Genomic DNA, 19129 nt, shown 5'->3' on the forward strand with positions numbered 1-19129 from the left:
CTCAGGGGGAGTTGGCGCCATCGTCGGGGATGGGGATCATTTTTAGGTTGTCGTACAACTTGGTGGTGGGATTTGTAGCGTGTTTGGTGGGATGGGGCAAGGGGTTGTTTTAGTTATGTTGGCTAAGAGTGCCTGCTGAAGGAGCTTCCACCGAAATTCGTAGGGGGAGCCGGGCCTGGGACGGCTAGCTCTAATTCAGCAGGTCGTTAGAAAGAGATCGTATGAGTCGTTTGGCGGGAGCGTCCCAGTGTGTTTTCGGCAACTAGGTCGAAAAGGGACGGATTTATGGATTTGGAGTAGATCGCTTTTGTCCCAACAATATTGAGATAAGTTGAATAATTCGTGATGGTCGAGAACGGCTATTCGCGAAAGACCGCTTTCGGCCAATAGCAGACCCTCAGAGCATGAAGGTGCGTGTTTGAGTCGATATTTTCGATAATGCTAGACACTCACAGAGCGATGAACTATCTAGAATCCTGCTATTAGCCGACTAAACCCAAATGGTATTCAGGGCATAAATCATGCGCTGCTATCTGTGAGGCAACGACTCCAATCGCCATGAGAGCACGCAGAAGATGCCGGCCATTGGCTACCACTACTGATATTCATGGGATAAGATTAAATAGTGGTGAGTGAAATGTTGCCAAAGCGAATACGTTCGAGAGCGCTCCTGGACATTCGCATAAGCAGTTAACTATTGATTGATAATGGATTAATTAGTAATGAAGTTGACCCTTTTGCGTCCTTACAAATCACTAAAGACATTTGAAAATGTAGAGCTACCAGACCTCACTATAATCACAGGTACTAATGGCGCGGGTAAGAGCCAGTTGCTGAAGGCCTTGGATGAAGGGGCGCTATCAATCGAGGGGGTCGCACATTCTCCGCATAACCGTTTGATTCGGTTGTTTGACGCAACAACATTGATTCCCTCAGATACAGGAGCGTTTGCTAGCATTCAGAGCAAACAAGAAAGAGACGGGACTTGGAACCACATACTTGGCTTGATCAACAATGCAAAGCCAGGAATTGAATCATACCTGGTTCAGTGGCCCGAACTCTCCAAGCTTGATTTAAAAAAATTGGCAACACTGACTATTTCAGAATTACTAAACTACGGAATCCCATCGGATCAAGTAGAAGTCACACATCAAAACATCAAAGATACTTTGAGCGCCCACAGCCAAAATGTCGTATCAAACTTTAACTCAAGCAATCCAGCAATCAATTCGAGACTGCTTGATAAAATCACAGCTAAATGCAAAGTTCCGCTTATTGCGTTCGACATGGATTTATTTTACGAGCATTACCCAATGGCCTGGCAGCCCGTGGAGTTATTTCAACAATCATTCGCTAGGCTATTCTCTGAATACCAAGGAGCTTTTCTGGCAAATGAATTCAACACCTTTCGTCGTGACATGCGTGGCGCTAATGTGTCGGCATTAAGTAACAAAGAGTTTTTTGAAAAAAATGGATCACCTCCTTGGGAATTTTTGAATAATATTCTAGAAACAGCTAACCTTTCATTTAGAATCAATAAACCTGACGAAGATAATGATCGCCCCTATGAGCCAATCCTCACAGACTTAGTCACAGGCGCGCAAGTAAAATTCAATGACCTTTCCTCAGGCGAAAGGATTCTAATGTCGTTTGCATTGTGCTTATATTATACAAGGGAGTCAGGCGATAGAGTAAACTACCCCCAAGTACTTTTATTTGACGAAATCGATGCTCCCTTGCACCCGTCAATGACCAAATCACTTCTCGACACCATTCAAAAGGTATTGATTAGCGAGCGCCAAATAAAAGTAATTATGACCACGCACTCTCCGTCAACTGTAGCGCTCTGTCCGGAGGATGCCATATTTATAATGACAAAGGAAGGAAGCAGTCGGCTTAGAAAAACCAATAAAGACAGCGCACTATCGCTGTTGATGTCGGGAGTGCCGAGTATAAGTATCAGCTACGAAAATAGACGTCAAATTTTTGTAGAGAGCCATCTGGACGTCCAATATTACGATCAGATTCTTAGAAAAATTAAATCCAGGTTACACCCGGAAATATCGCTGAGCTTTATTGCATCCAGTAATTCAAAAATCGGCGGATGCGATCACGTTAAGGATATTGTAAGGCAGCTATCTACCCATGGAAATCCGACAATCAGAGGTTTGATTGATTGGGATACGACCAATCTCCCAAATGATAAAGTGGTAGTTCTCGGCCACAACCGTCGTTACTCTATAGAGAATTACATTTTAGACCCCTTACTAATTGCAATGCTATTATTTCAAGATAAGAGCATTGAAAGAAGCGAGCTCGGAATGGAGGAACATGAAGGGGGCGCCGACATATTGAAAATGACTCAGTCACGACTACAGCACATTGCAGACTATATTGTTTATAGTATTTTGCCTGGAGCATCTGGCGATGACGTCAAAAAATTAAAATGCGAGTACCTTGATGGACAATTTGTATTCCTACCAGAATCTTTCATGTTAATGCAAGGGCATGAGCTTGAAGAATTACTGAAGTCAAAGTTTGATGGCTTGAAACGCTATCATCGGACTAACGACTTAAAAACAACAATTTTGAAGCGTGTCGTTGACGAATTCCCTTCACTTATACCTATTTGCCTGCTTGACGCCTTCAAAAACCTACAGGAGCCAATTCACACTTAAGGTCCACAGCCTCACATCCCTTTAAACGGCGGCAATCCTCTATTTGCCGCTTTGCCCCCCCCCCCATCACTTTTTATATGTACAGTTGAAATTGCGACCAAGTTAATCGCCACTATTTTCGTAGACACGCCAAGTGATTGCCTTAGGCCGTATGAGACTTCGGACGATTGTCCGCTTTTGGCCGAAACCAGCCCTTTAATTCCCATACCGGTCTACCATGGCCCCCCGGCAGTGGTTCCACGCGCTACCGACCTCAATCTAAAGGTATCGCCCATGACCTCGTTCACCCGCACCACCCTATCCCGCACCTCATGCGAGGCATCCCAATGAGCATCGACCAAATCAGCCTCCCAAAAGGTGTAGGCCCGCAAGCCATCAAACTCCTCGACGCCATCACCGGTGCTGACACCAAAGAAGACCTGAACCGCGCAGGCGGCAAGGCAGAAGGCTTCGTATTGGGTCTGGAAAGCGCTAAAGCCATCAAAAGCCAAATCGCCGAATCGCTGTACGTTGCATACGACGACGCGGCGAGTAATCGGTTGAGTGAGTTGAAGGGCTAGTCCCACAGGACCGCGTTGGGCTCTACGTCCGAGGTGTTTCGCGGTCCATCAGTTTGCCGATCAGCAATACGCTCGATTCGCTCAGCGGGTGAGTGGCAAATGCCGCGTCGTGGTCTTTATAGATCAACGACCTTTGTGGTTTTGCCATTCACTCCAGCAATTCTCCGCAATCAGATCGGGATAGCCGCGCTGCCTTTCCATATCAAGCGCAACGCTGAAGGGAAGGGTGATACAAACCGCCCGGTCCCGAATATCGCAGACCTCAGCTTCGGTAAGAGGTGAGCCCTTTATGTCTTCAGCGGCGGTGAGAACGGCTACAAGGGCTGGCACAAATACTAGGCATAGCGGATCAGCTTCCATGAATCACCTGTTGGGTTTCGACTTGGCCCATTACAACGAACCAGGCGGGGTTCAGCAATGGCTGAATGCACCGTGCACCTCTCGCCGCGTCGTCGTATGTGGCATACGACGACGCGGCGAGTAATCGGTTGGGAGAGTTGAAGGGCTAGTCCCGCAGGGCCGCGTTGGGTTCTACGCCCGTGGTGTTTCGCGGTCCATCAGTTTGCCGATCAGCAGCACACTCAATTCGCTCAGTTGGTGTATGGCCAATGCCACGTCGCGGTCTTTGCCGGTCAGTTCGTCGGACAGGTCGAGCAGCAGGGCGCTGACGGAGGAAACGGTTTCGTAGCTGTTGGCGATCAGGATTTCGCTGCTGACGCCGGAGGTGACGCTGAAGAGGGCGGTTGCCTCTGGGACTGTCTCGGCATCAGTGCCGGGATTGAGGTAGTGATCAATGGCGCGCTGGGCAGCCTGGTGGAGTTTTAGATCCGGCTTGTTTGGCGGATTCGGCGTTATTTTGAACATATATAGATATCCTGGATGAGGCGGCCACCTTGTCGCTACTAAACGATAGGGTGGCAGCTGTGCACAGGTTAGTAGACCGGTGGATATCTAGAGCCGGCGCGCCCGAAGGCGCCCTGCACACAGCCACCATCAAGCACAGACAACTTGTCTGAAGAAGGTGAAGCTCATGCACAGATATCCAAACTCAGGCTACTAAACCCGATCACTGAGTTTTCAGCGACCGAGCAACCTTAGAGATGACCACCCAGGTGCACAAGCCGGCGGATTCTGACGCAAGCGTAGGCAAAGGAGCAAGGTGCTACGGCCTACGCAAAGTCTCCTTTATCCCGCAAATGGAACCACCAGCCCGTCGGCCTTTACGGTCCATTCACCGTTCAAACCGTGCTCCAGCACTTCGGCTGTGGCCGCGAACAATTGCCAGTCGGACGTTTCCGAAATCTGTATTTCCATAAAGTTTCGCCGAAAGGTACTTGTCGTAGAATGTGACAGAACCTGCGCAGCTTTCAAAGGAATGACCCCCTGGCAACCCGCGCAACGACCTGCCGTACCTGTTATGGAAAACCTATGCGCTCTTATCGCCTGTTGTACGTGTTACTGGCCCTGATCCTCAGCGGCTGCAGCATTCCGTATCAAACACCCGAAGCCCGGCAGCAAATCGAGCACGACCTGCAGATTCCCCCCGGTTCGGTGCGGGCCCTGAGCCAGACCAACTGGTGCTACTTGCCCTACGGCTCGGAGAATGGCGGCGATGGCCAGTGCCGTGCCACTCAGGGGCTGGGCGTTCTGGTGGACGATGGCTTGATTCTGAGCACCTATTCCAGTGGTCGTTATCAGCGCTTTATCACGCTGCGTACCCGCGATGTGCTGTGCGTGAAAACCTTCCGCAGCCGTGAAGCCGCCGCGGCGTTTTTCGCGTTCACTCGGGCGGGGGCTGCTCAGATCATTCCGCTGACGGCCGAAGGGCAGTTCAATACGCCGGTGAAAATCCAGTTTCTGGATTACCTGCTCGGTGAGAACCAGCCGGGCGATCTGACCACCGACAAGACCTATGTGCGTGACACCGGCAAAAATGCCTACTCCGTCGGGATCATTCCAGGTACGAAAATTCCGTATGTGTCTGCGGTGGCGGCGACGGAAGTGTTCAATCCCTGTCCGGAAAAGTAGTCGCCGGCAGTAACCCAGCGCGTATGAATCACTATCAAGGAGAGCGACATGGCGGGTGGCGAGATTGGGTGTGGTTCGTTTCAGGGCAGCGACAAGTCGGGATCGGCCTTTGAGGCGGTGCTGGACGCGCTGCCGTTGCAGGCGCGAGACTGGGTCGAGGCGGCCAGGCAGCAACTGGACTCGGCTGACATTGTGCTGCTGGAGGTTGATCATGCGCAGGGCTTGCTTCCCTTTTTGAAGGACTACCAAACACGCTTGATCGCCGATATCGGGCACGATGATTGGAAGCGGGCCGCACGGGATGAAGCAGCCTCGCTTGAGGATGTGGCTGCCAAGTGGGGCGTGGGCAAGGGCTGGCGACTTTATTGTGTACGGGATCTGGTGCGTGCTTGTGAGCAGTCGGCGGTGGAGCAGGAGCCTGTTTACATCGCGTTCAGCTAGGGCATCTGTGGCGGGGCACGGAGCAAAGAAAAATACACTTTTTGCTGCGCGGGGCGTCCAACCCTGAAACCGCCGTCAAGGCTTTCATCTCCAGGCAGCTGCTCTCAGCTAAGGACCGATCATGGTGACGTTGTTTATTTTTCTTCTGGCCTGCGGTGCCGCTGCGAGCACCGGCATTATCTTCAAACCGGGCGACTGGTACGCCACCCTGGTCAAACCCAGCTTCACGCCACCCAACTGGCTGTTCCCGGTCGCCTGGACCATCATCTACCTGCTGCTGGCTTGGGCTGGCTATCGCTTGACCCTGATCCCCGGCAGCGAAATCGTGCTGGCTCTATGGGCTGCACAGATCGCACTCAACACCCTGTGGACGCCGGTGTTCTTCGGCGCCCACCGGATTTTCGCCGGGATGGTGATCATCACGCTGCTGTGGCTGGTAGTGGCCGCCATGGTGCTGCTGACGGTGCGCCTGGATTTGATCACCGGGCTGATCCTGTTCCCGTACCTGGTGTGGCTCAGCGTTGCGGCTGCGTTGAATTTCTCCATCCTGCGCAATAACCGCTGAGCCTGGCGGCGTGGGCAGAGGGCGGAAACATCATTGCCATGATGCCCACGCACACTGGCCAAGGTGAACATCTCTTTTAGAGATAGAGGGAATATCGAATTGGGAACTCACACGCTGTGGCCTGCTGAAGAACATGAACTGGCGCAAATGCAGCGCTTTAACCAGAAGCTCGCCTGGATGCCGCGTTTTCGCATCCGCAACCGCGTGACGCCCCGGGTGATCCAGGCGCTGTTGCGCTCCAGCCAGATGGTGGCCGGCAACAAGTTGCTCAAGCATGGCCTGCAGGCTGAAAGCCGGCGGGTGGGCTCGGTGCCGGTGCGCATCATCCGGCCGAAGGGCAAGGCCAAAGGCGTGGTGCTGGATATCCATGGCGGCGGCTGGGTGATCGGCAATGCGCAGATGAATGACGACCTCAACGTGGCCATGGTGAATGCGTGCGAGGTGGCGGTGGTGTCGGTGGATTATCGGCTGGCGGTGAATACGCCGGTCGAAGGGATTCTGGAAGACTGCCTGGCCACGGCGCGCTGGTTGCTCGCGGACTGTGAGGAGTTTGCCGGCCTGCCGGTGATCGTTGTCGGCGAGTCTGCCGGTGGGCATCTGGCGGCGGCCACGCTGCTGGCGCTGAAGCAATCGCCCGAATTGCTGGCGCGGGTGAGCGGGGCGGTGCTGTATTACGGCGTCTACGATTTGACCGGTACACCGAGCGTGCGCACGGCGGGGCGGGAAACGCTGTTGCTGGACGGGCCGGGCATGGTGGAGGCGCTGCGTTTGCTGACGCCGGGCCTGAGTGACGAGCAGCGTCGGCAGCCGCCGTTGTCACCGTTGTATGGCGACCTTGCCGGGCTGCCGCCGGCACTGATGTTTGTGGGGGAGCTGGACCCGTTGCTGGACGACACGCTGCAGATGGCCGAGCGATGGGCGGGGTCCGAGGTGTTTTTGTTACCGCAGGCGGCTCATGGGTTTATTCATTTTCCGACGGCGATGTCGGGCCGCGTGCTGGCTTACAGCCGCGATTGGATCACGGGTCGTTTACGCTCGGTTGGTTGATATTGGATTTTTACAACAAGGCCACATGGAAAGATGAAAATAAGAAAGTCGTTCATCGCGTCGCTGGGGATTTTATCGCTGGTTCAAACATCACTGTCCTTTGCGGACAACGCTAACGGGAAAAACATTTATCTGCAGCGCTGCGCCATGTGCCACGGCGCGGATATCAAAGGCACGGGACCCTTGGCGAATAAAAGCAATCCGCCTACGCCTGACCTGACAACGGCTACTTTCAAAAAACGCTTGAGTGATTATCCGGGCGTTATCGTGTCGTCCGTCATTCTTCGTCCAAATGGCGACCTGATTCCCAGAACGTTGCGGGAGAACGGTGTGAAGTTGTCACCGTTCACCTGGAAAGTTCAGGACTTCCGCGACTTGAATCAGTACATGAGCGGAGTGATTTCAAAAAGCCGATGATGCTGCTCGTTCCCACGCTCTGCGTGGGAATGCATACCGTGACGCTCCGCGTCACCAACAGCGGGACGCAGAGCGTCCCTGGCGGCATTCCTTTGCTGCGCGTGGGAACGATCAGTCAGCAACCGCTCAACGCTACTTGCGGACGCTCACCTGCAAAGAAGAACGGCCGCAACCGCACGCCCACGCTATTGCCGATAAACGCCGCCACCAACCACACCCAGCCATGCAGGCTGCCCGAGGCAATCCCGCTGAAGTACGCGCCGATGTTGCAGCCGTACGCCAGTCGCGAGCCATAACCCAGCAGCAACCCACCGATCACCGCGGCGAACAGCGAGCGTGCCGGAATCTTCAGGCTTGGAGCGAAACGCCCGGCCAATCCCGCAGCCAACAGCGCACCGAGGATGATGCCGACGTCCATCACGCTGGTGACGTCTTCCCACACCGGCGCCGCCAGGGCCTTGGCATTGCCCGGCATTTGCCAGAACGCCCAGCTGCCTACGTCTACGCCCAACCCGCCGGCAACCTTGGCGCCCCACAGCGCGAACGCCGAAGTGATACCCCATGGCCGCCCGGCCAGTGCCAGGGTGGCGTAGTTGAGCAGGGCCAGGCCAATTGCGCCCCACACCAATGGCCATGGCCCGCGCAGGAAGCGGCGCAGGCCCTGGTGTTCGCTGGTCACGCCGGCTTCGAGTTGCCCGTGACGGCCTTTTTCCAGGCGCACGGTGACTGCCGCGATGATGCCAAATACGGCCAGGCTCAGCAGCAAGGCCGGCACCACGCCGAAGCTTTTGACGATGGAAACCGCCGGGAACGAAGGCAGCGAGAACCACCAGTCGACGTGGTGAGTCGCGATCAACGAACCACAGATAAAGAAGAACAGCGTCACCAGCATGCGCGCGTTACCACCGCCCACGGTGAACAGGGTGCCGGACGCACAACCGCCGCCCAGCTGCATGCCGATGCCGAAGATGAATGCCCCGAACACCACCGAAACCCCGGCCGGCGCCACCAGCCCGACCACGGGTTGGCCGAACAACGTGCCGGCTCCCAGCGCGGGGAAGAACAGCACCACGGCAATCGCCAGCATCACCATCTGCGCACGCAAGCCCGCGCCACGCCGGTCGGTGATGAACACCCGCCAGGCCGAGGTGAAGCCGAAGGCAGCGTGGTACAGCGTCAGGCCCAGTGCGGCGCCGACCACCAGCAACAGCACCTGGCGCGAGCCGACGCTGTTTTGCAGGAAGACGGCGCCGAACAGCAGGATGGCAAACGCCAGCAATGGCGCGACCGGCTTGCGCGCTGGGGTTGTGGACAGGGAAAGGCTCATCGGGAATCTCGGGTGATGTGGGTTAAGGGCGAGGTGGCGAAGTATAAACCTCGCGCTCCGCCACTGGCGCCTTGAAAAGCAACGCCAGCGCCACGATCACCGACAGCGCCACGGCCACTGCGCCCGCCAGGTACACCGATGCCACTCCGGCCACGCCGGCCAAAGCGCCGATCAGCGGGGTGCTGACCCCCAGCGAAATATCCAGGAACGCCACATACGCACCCATCGCCAGGCTGCGGGATTGGGGCGGCGCGCGCTTTATCGCCTCTACCCCAAAGCCGGGAAACGCCAGGGAGTAGCCGAAACCGGTCAGCGCCGCGCCCAGGTAGGCGGTCAAGGCGCTGTCTGCGCCCCAGATCAACAGCTGCCCGGCGGCTTCGATTATCACGCACACCAGCGCGACCTTGGCACCGCCGATCTTGTCGGGCAGGTGCCCGAAGAAAATCCGCGCGCCGATAAACGCCAGGCCAAAGGCGGTAAACGCCAATGACGCATTGCCCCAGGCCTTGGTGGCAAACAGCAGCGCGATAAACGCGGTAATCACGCCAAACCCGACGCTTGCAAAGGCCAGGCCCAACCCCGGTACCCACACCGAGCGCAGCACCTTGAAAAACGAGGTGCGCCGCTGGCTGGTGGGCGCAACGCCTTGCGCTCCGGCGACGATGGCCAGTGCCAGCAGCGGAATCACCATGGTCCCGACGGCGATCCCGCTGAAACCCCACTGGCTATTCACCGCCACCCCAAGGGGCGCGCCCAGGGCAAACGCGGCGTAGATTGCGATGCCGATCCAGGCCATGACCTTGCCGGTATTTTGCGGCCCCACCAACCCGACACCCCAGCCCATCGAGCCGGTCACGATCAGGCTTTCCCCCAGCGCCAGCACCACGCGCCCGGCGAGCAACACCCACACCGAGACCACCGGCGACGCCACAAACGCCAGGGACGCGAGGTAGATCAAGCCGGAGCTGGCCGCCACCAGCATGCCCACGAGCATGGCGCGCTTGGGGCCGCGCATATCGGCAAAATTGCCGGCCCAGGACCGCGACAACAATGCCCCGGCAAACTGCGCACCGATCACCACGCCCACCACCAGCGTGTCCATGCCCAAGGTGTTGTGCAGGTGCAGCGGCAGCACCGGCAGTTGCATGCCGATGATCAGGAACCCGACAAACACCGCCAGGGTGATGGGCAGTAATTTCAGTACCACAGGGCTTACCAATCCAGACATGAGTTGAATCCTCTGACGGGCATCAGCCCAGGCGAACGGAAAGCTCGACGTCGTCACCGATCGGCACCGACAGGTAGCCGTTTACTGGCGAACGCACCCGGGCCAGGTAGTCGGGGCAGTAGTCGGTGTTGTCGGCGATGATCAGCGCGCCAGGCTTGAGGCGGCTTTCCACCAGGTTCAACACGTCGCCATACAGCGCCTTGGCGCCGTCGAGCAGCAGCAGGTCGACGCTGTCGGGCAGGCCGGTGGCCAGGGTGACCAGGGCATCGCCTTGGCGGATCTCCACGAGGTCGCTCACGCCGCCTTGCTCCAGGTGTTGCCGGGCGAGAGCGATCTTCGAGGGCTCGAACTCGCTGCTGATCAGCGTGCCGCCGCCGTTGTCCCGCAGGGCGGCCGCCAGGTGCAGGGTGGACAGGCCGAACGAAGTACCGAACTCGACGATGGCCTGCGCTTTGCTGCTGCGTGCGAGCATGTACAGCAGGGTGCCGGTGTCGCGGGAGACGGGCAACCACAGGTCTTTCAGCATGCCGTAGAGTGCCAGGTAGTCGGTCTTGCTGCGCATCAGGCGGTCGCGTTCTTCGTGGGTCACTGTGTTGATGATGGGGCTGGTGGCGGCATCGGCCTGTGTGTACAGCCGTTCAATCAGGGCCGCCATCGGGGCCGAGGTAAGCGTATTCATGGGGATGTCCTGCTGCAGGTTGAGCGCCGTGAGGCGCCGGGCTAGTATGCGAATGATTCGTCGCATTTAAAGTATGCGAACAATTCGTCACATTCGCTATTCGCATTCCAACGGCAGCAGGAAGGCCCCATGACCGATCGCCAGACCTCGCAGATTTCCTCACGCAAAGAGCCCAAACAGGCGCGATCCACTGGGTTGGTGACGGCCATTCTCGAAGCGGCTATTCAGGTTTTGGCCAAGGAAGGTGCCAGCCGTTTCACCACCGCACGGGTCGCGGAAAAGGCCGGTGTCAGCGTGGGGTCGGTGTACCAGTACTTTCCCAACAAGGCGGCCATCCTGTTTCGGCTGCAGACCGATGAGTGGCAGCAAACCTCGCAGATGCTCAGCCGCATTCTGCAGGACGTAAGCCAGCCGGCCCTTGAGCGGTTGCGGGCGTTGGTGCATGCGTTTATTCGTTCGGAATGTGAGGAGGCGCAGATGCGTGTCGCCCTGAGCGACGCTGCGCCGCTGTACCGTGATGCGCCCGAAGCCCATGAGGTTCGCGCAGAAGGGCAACAGATTTTCCAGGCGTTCATGCTGGAACTGCTGCCGCAGGTGCCTGAAGCCACCCGCGCTTTGGCTTGCGATTTGATCGCCACCACGTTCAGTTCGGTGGCAAAGGAGTTCTCGGGAAGCCCGCGCACCGAGGCGCAAATCACCGCCTATGCGGACGCCATGGCGGATATGTTCGGTGCGTACGTGACGGTGCTGAACCAGACAACACGATGACCCGCAGGGCGGGCCATCGTTTGCAGCGCTTGCTTAGCGGCGGTTCAGCCACACGGTCTGCGCGTTGCAGAATTCCCGCACACCAAAGTGCGACAACTCCCGCCCGAAGCCGCTCTTTTTCACACCACCAAACGAGACCCGGGGATCGGACACGCTGTAGGCGTTGATAAAGATCCCGCCGGTTTCCAGTTGGTTGGCGATGCTGCGTGCCTTTTCTGGGTCGGTGGTGAACACACTGGCGGTCAGGCCGAACTCACTGTCGTTGGCGAGGGCCACGGCGTGGTCCGCATCCCGGGCGGTGATGATGGAAGCGACCGGCCCGAACAGTTCCTGTTTGAACGAGGTCATCTGGTCGGTGACGTTGGCCAGCACGGTGGGGGCGTAGTAGTTGCCCGCGCCTTCGACTTTGCTGCCGCCCAGCAGCAGGGTGGCGCCTTCGGCCAGGGTGGCCTGGACCTGGCCGTCGAGTTCGTCCCGCAGGTCGAAGCGGGCCATCGGGCCGATGTAGGTCTCGGTAGCGGTCGGGTCGCCCATCACCAGGTTGCGGCTGGCTTCGAGGAATTTGGCGGTGAAGGCTTCCACCACGCCTTCTTCGATGATCAGGCGCTTGGCGGCGGCGCACACCTGGCCGGAGTTCTGGAAACGGCCGATCAGGGCGGCTTGCACGGCTTCGTCGAGGTTGGCGTCGTTGAGCACGATGAACGGGTCGGAACCGCCCAGTTCCAGTACGCATTTTTTCAGCGCGGCCCCGGCCTGGGAACCGATGGCCATGCCGGCGCGCACGCTGCCGGTGAGGGTCACGGCGGCGATGCGCGGGTCGGCGATGGCTTTGGACACGCCGTCCTGGGTGACGTTGATCACTTCGAACAGGCCATCGGCAAAGCCGGCGCGCTGGAAGGCTTGTTTCATCAGGTACGCGCTGCCCATCACGTTAGGCGCGTGCTTGAGCACGTAGGTGTTGCCGCTGAGCATGGTTGGCACCGCGCCGCGCAGTACTTGCCACACCGGGAAGTTCCACGGCATTACAGCGAGGATCGGGCCCAGCGGGCGGTATTCGATCTGGGCGGTGCCGTTGTCCACCAGGGTGGCTTCCGGGGCCAGCATGGCTGGGCCGTGGGCGGCGTACCACTCGGCGAGTTGCGCGCATTTTTCGATTTCGCCACGGGCCTGGGCGATGGGTTTGCCCATTTCCAGGGTGATCATCTGGGCCATTTCTTCGGCCTGGTCGCGCAGGGTGCTGGCCAGGGCCAGCAGCAATTCGGCGCGCTGGGCGGCGGGGGTATTGCGCCCGTTGCGGAAGGCGTTGATCGAGCGGGTGAGGGCGGCATCCAGCTGCGCCTCGGTTTCGTACGGGTAGCTGGCGACCGTTTCACCGTTGGCGGGGTTGATCGACAACGCGTGGGTCTGGGAGGAAATGGAGTTCATGGCACCGTCCTGCGCAGTGAATGGGATGGAGGCCAGCGTACGGGGCTGTATCTTTTTCGGAAACTGAATAATATTAAGCAATACGTTCACGTTTGGAGAATGATTTGGATCTGGTCCAGCTGGAAATTTTCAAAGCCGTTGCCGAGCAAGGCAGCATCAGCGCTGCAGCGCAATTGATCCATCGCGTGCCGTCGAACCTGACCACGCGGATCAAGCAATTGGAGCAGGACCTGGGCGTGGACTTGTTTATTCGCGAGAAGAGCCGATTGCGTTTGTCACCGGCCGGGTGGAATTTCCTCGAGTATGCGCGGCGCATTCTCGACCTGGTGCAAGAGGCCCGGGCGACGGTGGCGGGGGAGGAGCCCCAGGGCGCGTTTGCGTTGGGCTCGCTGGAGAGTACGGCGGCGGTGCGCATCCCGGCATTGCTCGCGGCGTATAACCAGAAGCACGCCAAGGTCGAGCTGGACCTGACCACCGGGCCGTCCGGCACGATGATCGAGGGTGTGTTGTCGGGGCGGCTGGCGGCGGCGTTTGTCGATGGGCCGGTGTTGCACGCGACGCTGGAGGGCGTGGCGGTGTTCGAGGAGGAGATGGTGGTGATTGCGCCGTTGCATCACGCGCCGATCACCCGGGGGCGGGATGTGAGCGGGGAGAGCATCTACACGTTTCGTTCGAACTGTTCGTACCGGCATCACTTCGAGCGTTGGTTTTCACAGGATGGCGCGGTGCCGGGGAAGATCTTCGAGATGGAGTCCTACCACGGGATGCTCGCGTGTGTGAGTGCCGGTGCCGGGTTGGCGCTGATGCCACGGAGCATGCTGGAGAGCATGCCGGGGTTTACGGCGGTGAGTGTGTGGCCGCTGACCGATACGTTCCGGATTCTGAATACCTGGCTGATCTGGCGCCGGGGTACGGTGTCGCAGAGTCTGAACAGTTTTGTGCAGTTGCTGGAAGAGCGTGGCCTGGCCCTGGCATCGTAGCCGTAGCAGCTGAGCCCCGGCGAGGCTGCGATGGCGTCGGCACAGTCGACATTTATGGTGCCTGACCCACCGCTATCGCGGCCTCGCTGAAGCTCGACGGCTCCCACATTTGATCTTTGTCAGCCGCCAAATTGCAGGGGGACTGCTTGGATCGAGTTGAACCAGCCACACGAGCGCGGACTGAAGGCGGGAGTAGATCCCCTGTGGGAGCTGTCGAGCTTCAGCGAGGCTGCGAAGGCGTCGGCACAGTCGATATTGAGGGTGCCTGACCCACCGCTATCGCGCCTCGCTGAAGCTCGACGGCTCCCACATTTGGTCTTTGTCAGCCGCCAAATTGCAGGGGGACTGCTTGGATCGAGTTGAACCAGCCACAAGAGAGCGGACTGAAGGCGGGAGTAGATCCCCTGTGGGAGCTGTCGAGCTTCAGCGAGGCTGCGAAGGCGTCGGCACAGTCGATATTGAGGGTGCCTGACCCACCGCTATCGCGGCCTCGCTGAAGCTCGACGGCTCCCACATTTGGTCTTTGTCAGCCGCCAAATTGCAGGTGTCTGCTTGCACGAGTTGCACCAACCATACGAGCGCGGACTGAAGGCGGGAGTAGATCTCCTGTGGGAGCTGTCGAGCTTCAGCGAGGCTGCGAAGGCGTCGGCACAGTCGACATTGATGGTGCCTGATCCACCACTATCGCGGCCTCGCTAAAGCTCGACGGCCCCCACATTTGATCTTTGTCAGCCGCCGAACTGGAAGGTGCCCATGGCCAGCTTGGCCATCAGGGCGCCGGCGCCCAGTTGCACCAGCCATAAGGCCAAACCACCGAGGAATACGCCGAGCGCGACTTGCAGCACCAGGCTTTTCTGGCGCTTGGCGGGTGGTGGGCGCGGGGTGAAGTGGTCCAGTTCGTCGCGGTCGGCACGCAGGTCCAGGTCGTCGTTTCTCATAGGCTACTCAAGGAAGGGGACTGTCTTGCTGTCAGTCTAGGGGCAGCGGACTGAAAGCAGCGAATTTTTAGGGGGGATGCACTCATCTATTGAAGCAATCTGCTCACCCTGTGGCGAGGGAGCTTGCTCCCGCTGGGGCGCGAAGCGGCCCCCATTCAGGCACCGCATTCATTCAGAAAGTTCACGGTGGCAGGTTTTTGGGGCCGCTGCGCAGCCCAACGGGGGACAAGCCCCCTCGCCACAGGTTCGGTGTTCACAAAAGAATGTTGCAGTAAAAAGGGGAAGCCACCGGCTTCCCCTTTTTTGTATCACAACAGGCTTACAGCACCTGAACGATGGCCTTGGTCACGGCATCAATGTTGTTCTGGTTCAACGCCGCCACACAGATACGGCCGGTATCCAACGCATAGATGCCAAACTCGCTGCGCAGGCGCGTCACTTGCTCAACGCTCAGGCCGGAGTAGGAGAACATCCCGCGCTGGCGACCGACGAAGCTGAAGTCGTGGCCCGGAGCAGCCTTGGCCAGGTCAGCCACCATCTGCTCGCGCATGCCGCGAATGCGCAGGCGCATTTCGGCCAGTTCGGCTTCCCACTGGGCGCGCAGCTCAGGGTTGTTCAGCACTGCCGCCACAATCGCCGCGCCGTGGGTCGGCGGGTTGGAGTAGTTGGTGCGGATCACGCGCTTGACCTGGGACAGGATGCGCGCGCTTTCTTCCTTGGAGTCGGTGACGATGGACAGGGCGCCCACGCGCTCGCCGTACAGCGAGAACGACTTGGAGAACGAGCTGGACACAAAGAAGGTCAGGCCCGACTCGGCGAACAGGCGCACCGCAGCGGCGTCTTCGTCGATGCCGTCGCCAAAGCCCTGGTAGGCCATGTCGAGGAACGGCACGAGGTTTTTCGCCTTGACCACGTCCAGCACTTGTTGCCAGTCGGCCGGGCTCAGGTCGACGCCGGTCGGGTTGTGGCAGCAGGCGTGCAGCACGACGATGGACTGTGGCGGCAGGGCGTTGAGGTCTTCCAGCAGGCCGGCGCGGTTTACGTCGTGGGTGGCGGCGTCGTAGTAACGATAGGTCTGCACCGGGAAGCCGGCTTTTTCGAACAGCGCCTGGTGGTTTTCCCAGCTCGGGTCGCTGATGGCGACGACGGCGTTGGGCAGCAGTTGCTTGAGGAAGTCAGCGCCGATTTTCAGGGCGCCGGTGCCGCCGACCGCTTGGGCGGTGATAACGCGGCCGGAGCTGATCAGCGGCGATTGCGCGCCGAACAGCAGCTTTTGCACGGCCTGGTCGTAGGCAACAATACCGTCGATCGGCAAGTAGCCACGGGCGGCGTGTTGCGCCACGCGAATGGCTTCCGCTTCGGCAACGGCACGCAAGAGTGGAATCTTCCCCTCCTCGTTGCAGTAAACGCCCACGCCAAGGTTGACCTTGGTGGTTCGGGTATCGGCGTTGAATGCTTCGTTGAGGCCCAGGATTGGATCGCGTGGTGCCATTTCGACAGCGGAGAACAGGCTCATTTTTGCGGCAGCTCTATAGAGAGTGGAGGGACGTGTCGCGCTCCAGCCGAATGCACTAGAGCGGTGCACAAACGGGGAGCTAGTATAGAGGCCATCACTGCTCACGGCGACAGCCGAAACGGCTTTTCGGCCAAGTTTTTCGGTTTATTTACCGACCGTTAGTCTTATTGCAACATGGGTGACCAACGGCATGTAGGACGATTGCCTTGAAACCCGTCACATTCGCCTCCACTTCTACAGCTATCATGGTTTTTTCCTGCAACCTGCGCCGAACAGTCGCGGGTCGCGGTCTTTTTCGTCCCCGTTGCTTTTTCCGGCCTCGGGGTGACTCAAGAGGTACGTTATGTCGGATTTCCAGCTAGTCACCCGTTTCGAGCCCGCCGGCGATCAACCGGAAGCCGTCCGCCTGATGGTCGAAGGCATTGAGGCCGGCCTCGCGCACCAGACCTTGCTCGGGGTGACCGGCTCCGGCAAGACTTTCAGCATCGCCAACGTGATCGCCCAGGTGAACCGTCCGACCCTGGTGCTGGCGCCGAACAAGACCCTGGCCGCGCAGTTGTATGGCGAGTTCAAGGCGTTCTTCCCGAACAACGCGGTGGAGTACTTCGTTTCCTACTACGACTACTACCAGCCGGAAGCCTACGTACCGTCGTCCGACACCTTTATCGAGAAAGACGCCTCGATCAACGACCACATCGAGCAGATGCGGCTCTCGGCGACCAAGGCGCTGCTGGAACGCAAGGACGCGATCATCGTCACCACGGTGTCGTGCATCTACGGCCTGGGCAGCCCGGAAACCTATTTGAAGATGGTGCTGCACGTCGACCGCGGCGACAAACTCGACCAGCGCGAACTGTTGCGTCGCCTGACGAGCCTGCAATACACCCGCAACGACATAGACTTCGCCCGGGCGAGCTTCCGCGTGCGCGGCGATGTGATCGACATCTACCCGGCGGAATCCGACCTGGAAGCGATCCGCATCGAGCTGTTCGACGATGAAGTCGAGAGCCTGTCGGCCTTCGACCCGTTGACCGGCGAAGTGATCCGCAAGCTGCCGCGCTTCACCTTCTACCCGAAAAGCCACTACGTGACCCCGCGCGAAACCCTGATGGGCGCCATCGAGGGCATCAAGGCTGAGCTGGTGGAGCGCCTGGAATACCTGCGTTCCAACAACAAGCTGGTGGAAGCCCAGCGCCTGGAACAGCGCACCCGCTTCGACCTGGAGATGATCCTCGAGCTGGGCTACTGCAACGGCATCGAAAACTACTCGCGCTACCTCTCGGGCCGCGAGTCCGGGCAGGCGCCACCTACCTTGTTCGATTACCTGCCGGACGATGCCTTGCTGGTGATCGACGAGTCCCACGTCAGCGTGCCGCAGGTGGGCGCGATGTACAAAGGTGACCGTTCCCGTAAAGAGACCCTGGTGGAATACGGCTTCCGCCTGCCATCGGCGCTGGATAACCGGCCGATGCGTTTTGACGAGTTCGAAGGCATCAGCCCGCAGACGATTTTTGTCTCGGCCACGCCGGGTAACTACGAGGCCGAACATGCCGGGCGGGTAGTTGAGCAACTGGTGCGCCCGACCGGCCTGGTGGACCCGCAAATCGAAATCCGCCCGGCGCTGACTCAGGTGGATGATCTGCTTTCGGAAATCACCAAGCGCGTGGCCCTGGAAGAGCGGGTGCTGGTCACCACGCTGACCAAGCGCATGTCCGAAGACTTGACCGATTACCTGGCCGACCACGGCGTGCGCGTGCGCTATTTGCACTCGGACATCGACACCGTGGAGCGCGTGGAAATCATCCGCGACCTGCGCCTGGGCGCCTTCGATGTGCTGGTGGGGATCAACCTGCTGCGTGAAGGCCTGGATATGCCGGAAGTGTCCCTGGTGGCGATTCTGGATGCGGACAAGGAAGGCTTCCTGCGTTCCGAGCGCTCGTTGATCCAGACCATTGGCCGGGCGGCGCGCAACCTGAATGGCCGGGCGATTCTGTATGCGGACCGGATTACCGGTTCCATGGAACGGGCGATTGGCGAGACCGAGCGTCGTCGCGACAAGCAGATTGCCTACAACCTGGAGCATGGCATCACGCCGAAGGGTGTGTTCAAGGACGTGGCCGACATCATGGAAGGCGCAACGGTGCCGGGTTCGCGCAGCAAGAAGCGCAAGGGCATGGCCAAGGCTGCGGAGGAGAATGCCAAGTACGAAGCGGAATTGCGTTCGCCGAGCGAGATCACCAAGCGTATTCGTCAGTTGGAAGAGAAGATGTACCAGCTGGCGCGGGATCTGGAGTTTGAAGCGGCGGCGCAGATGCGCGATGAGATCGGCAAGTTGCGGGAGCGGTTGCTGGCTGTGTGATGATCGTTGTGGCGAGGGAGCTTGCTCCCGCTGGAGTGCGAAGCGCTCCCAGAATTTTGGGGCCGCTTCGCAGCCCAGCGGGAGCAAGCTCCCTCGCCACAGGTTCAGCGTCACTTTTGGGATTGGTAGCGAAGTTCCTCCAACTCACGACCGCCCCGAGCAAGGGTGCGGCT

20 protein-coding genes are annotated in these 19129 nt (G+C 58.9%); 10 read left to right on the top strand and 10 right to left on the bottom strand.

What is annotated here, in order from left to right; translation table 11 throughout:
- Positions 1 to 722: 722 nt before the first annotated feature.
- A complete protein-coding gene (locus HX869_RS16760) occupies positions 723 to 2678 on the top strand; it encodes an AAA family ATPase (RefSeq protein WP_178903369.1) in 1956 nt (651 codons plus the stop codon).
- A gap of 326 nt (positions 2679 to 3004) precedes the next feature.
- Positions 3005 to 3238, top strand: a complete 234-nt coding sequence (locus tag HX869_RS16765; RefSeq protein WP_178903370.1) for a hypothetical protein — start codon at positions 3005 to 3007, stop codon at positions 3236 to 3238.
- Positions 3239 to 3260: 22 nt separating this feature from the next.
- Here the strand turns inward: HX869_RS16765 and HX869_RS31565 are convergent, their stop codons facing one another.
- From HX869_RS31565 to HX869_RS31575, 4 genes are all read right to left on the bottom strand, one after another.
- Positions 3261 to 3386, bottom strand: coding sequence for a hypothetical protein (locus HX869_RS31565; protein ID WP_256736772.1), 126 nt, complete (start codon positions 3384 to 3386; stop codon positions 3261 to 3263).
- On the bottom strand, positions 3362 to 3598 hold the full coding sequence (locus tag HX869_RS31570; RefSeq protein WP_256736771.1) for a hypothetical protein: 237 nt from the start codon (positions 3596 to 3598) through the stop codon (positions 3362 to 3364). Before HX869_RS31570 ends, HX869_RS31565 begins: the two co-directional genes overlap by 25 nt.
- A gap of 171 nt (positions 3599 to 3769) precedes the next feature.
- A complete protein-coding gene (locus HX869_RS16770) occupies positions 3770 to 4102 on the bottom strand; it encodes a DUF6124 family protein (protein ID WP_178903377.1) in 333 nt (110 codons plus the stop codon).
- Between the two features lie 321 nt (positions 4103 to 4423).
- Positions 4424 to 4552 (bottom strand): hypothetical protein, encoded by a 129-nt coding sequence (locus HX869_RS31575; RefSeq protein WP_256344535.1) that lies wholly within the window; start codon positions 4550 to 4552, stop codon positions 4424 to 4426.
- 114 nt (positions 4553 to 4666) lie between these two features.
- Between HX869_RS31575 and HX869_RS16775 the strand changes: the two genes are divergently transcribed.
- The 5 genes from HX869_RS16775 (at position 4667) to HX869_RS16795 (ending at position 7736) form a co-directional block, all read left to right on the top strand.
- Positions 4667 to 5266 (top strand): hypothetical protein, encoded by a 600-nt coding sequence (locus tag HX869_RS16775; protein ID WP_178903371.1) that lies wholly within the window; start codon positions 4667 to 4669, stop codon positions 5264 to 5266.
- Between the two features lie 48 nt (positions 5267 to 5314).
- On the top strand, positions 5315 to 5707 hold the full coding sequence (locus tag HX869_RS16780; RefSeq protein WP_178903372.1) for a hypothetical protein: 393 nt from the start codon (positions 5315 to 5317) through the stop codon (positions 5705 to 5707).
- Between the two features lie 124 nt (positions 5708 to 5831).
- A complete protein-coding gene (locus HX869_RS16785; protein ID WP_076016149.1) occupies positions 5832 to 6272 on the top strand; it encodes a TspO/MBR family protein in 441 nt (146 codons plus the stop codon).
- 147 nt (positions 6273 to 6419) lie between these two features.
- A complete protein-coding gene (locus HX869_RS16790) occupies positions 6420 to 7319 on the top strand; it encodes an alpha/beta hydrolase (protein WP_003214491.1) in 900 nt (299 codons plus the stop codon).
- Between the two features lie 33 nt (positions 7320 to 7352).
- The gene (locus tag HX869_RS16795; protein ID WP_008438795.1) at positions 7353 to 7736 is read left to right on the top strand and encodes a cytochrome c; all 384 of its coding nucleotides are present in this window, start codon (positions 7353 to 7355) and stop codon (positions 7734 to 7736) included.
- 115 nt (positions 7737 to 7851) lie between these two features.
- Here HX869_RS16795 and HX869_RS16800 read toward each other — a convergent pair whose 3' ends face one another.
- The 3 genes from HX869_RS16800 to HX869_RS16810 are packed head-to-tail and all read right to left on the bottom strand — an operon-like array spanning position 7852 to position 10970.
- Positions 7852 to 9063, bottom strand: coding sequence for a YeeE/YedE family protein (locus tag HX869_RS16800; RefSeq protein ID WP_177009663.1), 1212 nt, complete (start codon positions 9061 to 9063; stop codon positions 7852 to 7854).
- Positions 9064 to 9085: 22 nt separating this feature from the next.
- Positions 9086 to 10291 (bottom strand): arabinose transporter, encoded by a 1206-nt coding sequence (locus HX869_RS16805; RefSeq protein ID WP_177035784.1) that lies wholly within the window; start codon positions 10289 to 10291, stop codon positions 9086 to 9088.
- 22 nt (positions 10292 to 10313) lie between these two features.
- The gene (locus HX869_RS16810) at positions 10314 to 10970 is read right to left on the bottom strand and encodes an O-methyltransferase (protein WP_178903373.1); all 657 of its coding nucleotides are present in this window, start codon (positions 10968 to 10970) and stop codon (positions 10314 to 10316) included.
- 129 nt (positions 10971 to 11099) lie between these two features.
- Here HX869_RS16810 and HX869_RS16815 point away from each other — a divergent pair, with 129 nt between their 5' ends.
- Positions 11100 to 11738, top strand: a complete 639-nt coding sequence (locus HX869_RS16815; protein ID WP_102605762.1) for a TetR family transcriptional regulator — start codon at positions 11100 to 11102, stop codon at positions 11736 to 11738.
- Positions 11739 to 11771: 33 nt separating this feature from the next.
- Here HX869_RS16815 and HX869_RS16820 read toward each other — a convergent pair whose 3' ends face one another.
- Positions 11772 to 13163: an aldehyde dehydrogenase family protein gene (locus HX869_RS16820; RefSeq protein WP_178903374.1), complete on the bottom strand. Its 1392-nt coding sequence runs from the start codon at positions 13161 to 13163 to the stop codon at positions 11772 to 11774.
- 104 nt (positions 13164 to 13267) lie between these two features.
- Here HX869_RS16820 and HX869_RS16825 point away from each other — a divergent pair, with 104 nt between their 5' ends.
- Positions 13268 to 14143, top strand: a complete 876-nt coding sequence (locus tag HX869_RS16825) for a LysR family transcriptional regulator (RefSeq protein WP_178903375.1) — start codon at positions 13268 to 13270, stop codon at positions 14141 to 14143.
- Between the two features lie 728 nt (positions 14144 to 14871).
- Here HX869_RS16825 and HX869_RS16830 read toward each other — a convergent pair.
- Positions 14872 to 15081: a hypothetical protein gene (locus HX869_RS16830; protein WP_017478782.1), complete on the bottom strand. Its 210-nt coding sequence runs from the start codon at positions 15079 to 15081 to the stop codon at positions 14872 to 14874.
- A gap of 319 nt (positions 15082 to 15400) precedes the next feature.
- The gene (locus HX869_RS16835; protein ID WP_177069234.1) at positions 15401 to 16597 is read right to left on the bottom strand and encodes an amino acid aminotransferase; all 1197 of its coding nucleotides are present in this window, start codon (positions 16595 to 16597) and stop codon (positions 15401 to 15403) included.
- Between the two features lie 343 nt (positions 16598 to 16940).
- On the opposite strand from HX869_RS16835, the gene uvrB reads away from it, so the two are divergent.
- On the top strand, positions 16941 to 18956 hold the full coding sequence (uvrB, locus tag HX869_RS16840; protein ID WP_178903376.1) for an excinuclease ABC subunit UvrB: 2016 nt from the start codon (positions 16941 to 16943) through the stop codon (positions 18954 to 18956).
- Positions 18957 to 19129: the final 173 nt, after the last annotated feature.

This window comes from Pseudomonas sp. P7779 (genome assembly GCF_013386315.1).
Lineage (GTDB): Bacteria > Pseudomonadota > Gammaproteobacteria > Pseudomonadales > Pseudomonadaceae > Aquipseudomonas.

Bases quoted from the DNA above. Each gene is read 5' to 3' on its own strand.
- HX869_RS16760 (WP_178903369.1), top strand. From the start codon at position 723: ATGAAGTTGACCCTTTTGCGTCCTTACAAATCACTAAAGACATTTGAA.
- HX869_RS16765 (WP_178903370.1), top strand. From the start codon at position 3,005: ATGAGCATCGACCAAATCAGCCTCCCAAAAGGTGTAGGCCCGCAAGCC.
- HX869_RS31565 (WP_256736772.1), bottom strand. From the start codon at position 3,386: ATGGCAAAACCACAAAGGTCGTTGATCTATAAAGACCACGACGCGGCA.
- HX869_RS31570 (WP_256736771.1), bottom strand. From the start codon at position 3,598: ATGGAAGCTGATCCGCTATGCCTAGTATTTGTGCCAGCCCTTGTAGCC.
- HX869_RS16770 (WP_178903377.1), bottom strand. From the start codon at position 4,102: ATGTTCAAAATAACGCCGAATCCGCCAAACAAGCCGGATCTAAAACTC.
- HX869_RS31575 (WP_256344535.1), bottom strand. From the start codon at position 4,552: ATGGAAATACAGATTTCGGAAACGTCCGACTGGCAATTGTTCGCGGCC.
- HX869_RS16775 (WP_178903371.1), top strand. From the start codon at position 4,667: ATGCGCTCTTATCGCCTGTTGTACGTGTTACTGGCCCTGATCCTCAGC.
- HX869_RS16780 (WP_178903372.1), top strand. From the start codon at position 5,315: ATGGCGGGTGGCGAGATTGGGTGTGGTTCGTTTCAGGGCAGCGACAAG.
- HX869_RS16790 (WP_003214491.1), top strand. From the start codon at position 6,420: ATGCAGCGCTTTAACCAGAAGCTCGCCTGGATGCCGCGTTTTCGCATC.
- HX869_RS16795 (WP_008438795.1), top strand. From the start codon at position 7,353: ATGAAAATAAGAAAGTCGTTCATCGCGTCGCTGGGGATTTTATCGCTG.
- HX869_RS16800 (WP_177009663.1), bottom strand. From the start codon at position 9,063: ATGAGCCTTTCCCTGTCCACAACCCCAGCGCGCAAGCCGGTCGCGCCA.
- HX869_RS16805 (WP_177035784.1), bottom strand. From the start codon at position 10,291: ATGTCTGGATTGGTAAGCCCTGTGGTACTGAAATTACTGCCCATCACC.
- HX869_RS16810 (WP_178903373.1), bottom strand. From the start codon at position 10,970: ATGAATACGCTTACCTCGGCCCCGATGGCGGCCCTGATTGAACGGCTG.
- HX869_RS16815 (WP_102605762.1), top strand. From the start codon at position 11,100: ATGACCGATCGCCAGACCTCGCAGATTTCCTCACGCAAAGAGCCCAAA.
- HX869_RS16820 (WP_178903374.1), bottom strand. From the start codon at position 13,163: ATGAACTCCATTTCCTCCCAGACCCACGCGTTGTCGATCAACCCCGCC.
- HX869_RS16830 (WP_017478782.1), bottom strand. From the start codon at position 15,081: ATGAGAAACGACGACCTGGACCTGCGTGCCGACCGCGACGAACTGGAC.
- HX869_RS16835 (WP_177069234.1), bottom strand. From the start codon at position 16,597: ATGAGCCTGTTCTCCGCTGTCGAAATGGCACCACGCGATCCAATCCTG.
- uvrB (WP_178903376.1), top strand. From the start codon at position 16,941: ATGTCGGATTTCCAGCTAGTCACCCGTTTCGAGCCCGCCGGCGATCAA.